The 470-nt window shown below is 50.6% G+C and carries 1 protein-coding gene; it reads left to right on the forward strand.

Going from position 1 to position 470, the window contains the following annotated elements:
- Window positions 1-80: 80 nt before the first annotated feature.
- On the forward strand, window positions 81-470 hold a 390-nt coding region (locus QYG89_RS17135), incomplete at its 3' end, for an alpha/beta fold hydrolase (RefSeq protein WP_404319414.1).

The following is a 470-nucleotide window of genomic DNA, read 5'->3' on the forward strand; positions in this document are numbered from 1 at the left end:
TCTTGAACCTTCTCGGTGCTAAAAAGTCGACTTTTTGAACACGCATTAATATTAAACATTTCTAGGGAGGAAGATGAAGCATGGAAATGATTCAATCGAAGAATAGCGTAATTTCGAAAGACGGCACGAAGATTGCCTTTGTTAAGCAGGGCGAAGGTCCCGCACTTATTCTGGTGGCCGCTGCGACGGCAGATCATACAGATGCCGAACAATTGGCAGCCCGGCTTGCCGGACAATTTACCGTGTACAATTTTGACCGCCGGGGACGCGGCGGCAGCAATGAAGCTTCACCCTATGCGATAGACCGGGAAGTGGAAGATATCCATGCGTTGATCAAAGAAGCCGGCGGTAGCGCGTTTCTCTTCGGAAGCTCTTCCGGAGCGGTCTTGGCCCTGGAAGCGGCAAGCAAATTGGGGAGCGGCGTGAACAAGCTCTTTTTATACGAGCCTCCGTTCATTGTAGATGAGAGC

The organism is Bacillus lumedeiriae (genome assembly GCF_044891285.1).
Classification (GTDB): Bacteria; Bacillota; Bacilli; order Bacillales; family Domibacillaceae; genus Pseudobacillus; species Pseudobacillus lumedeiriae.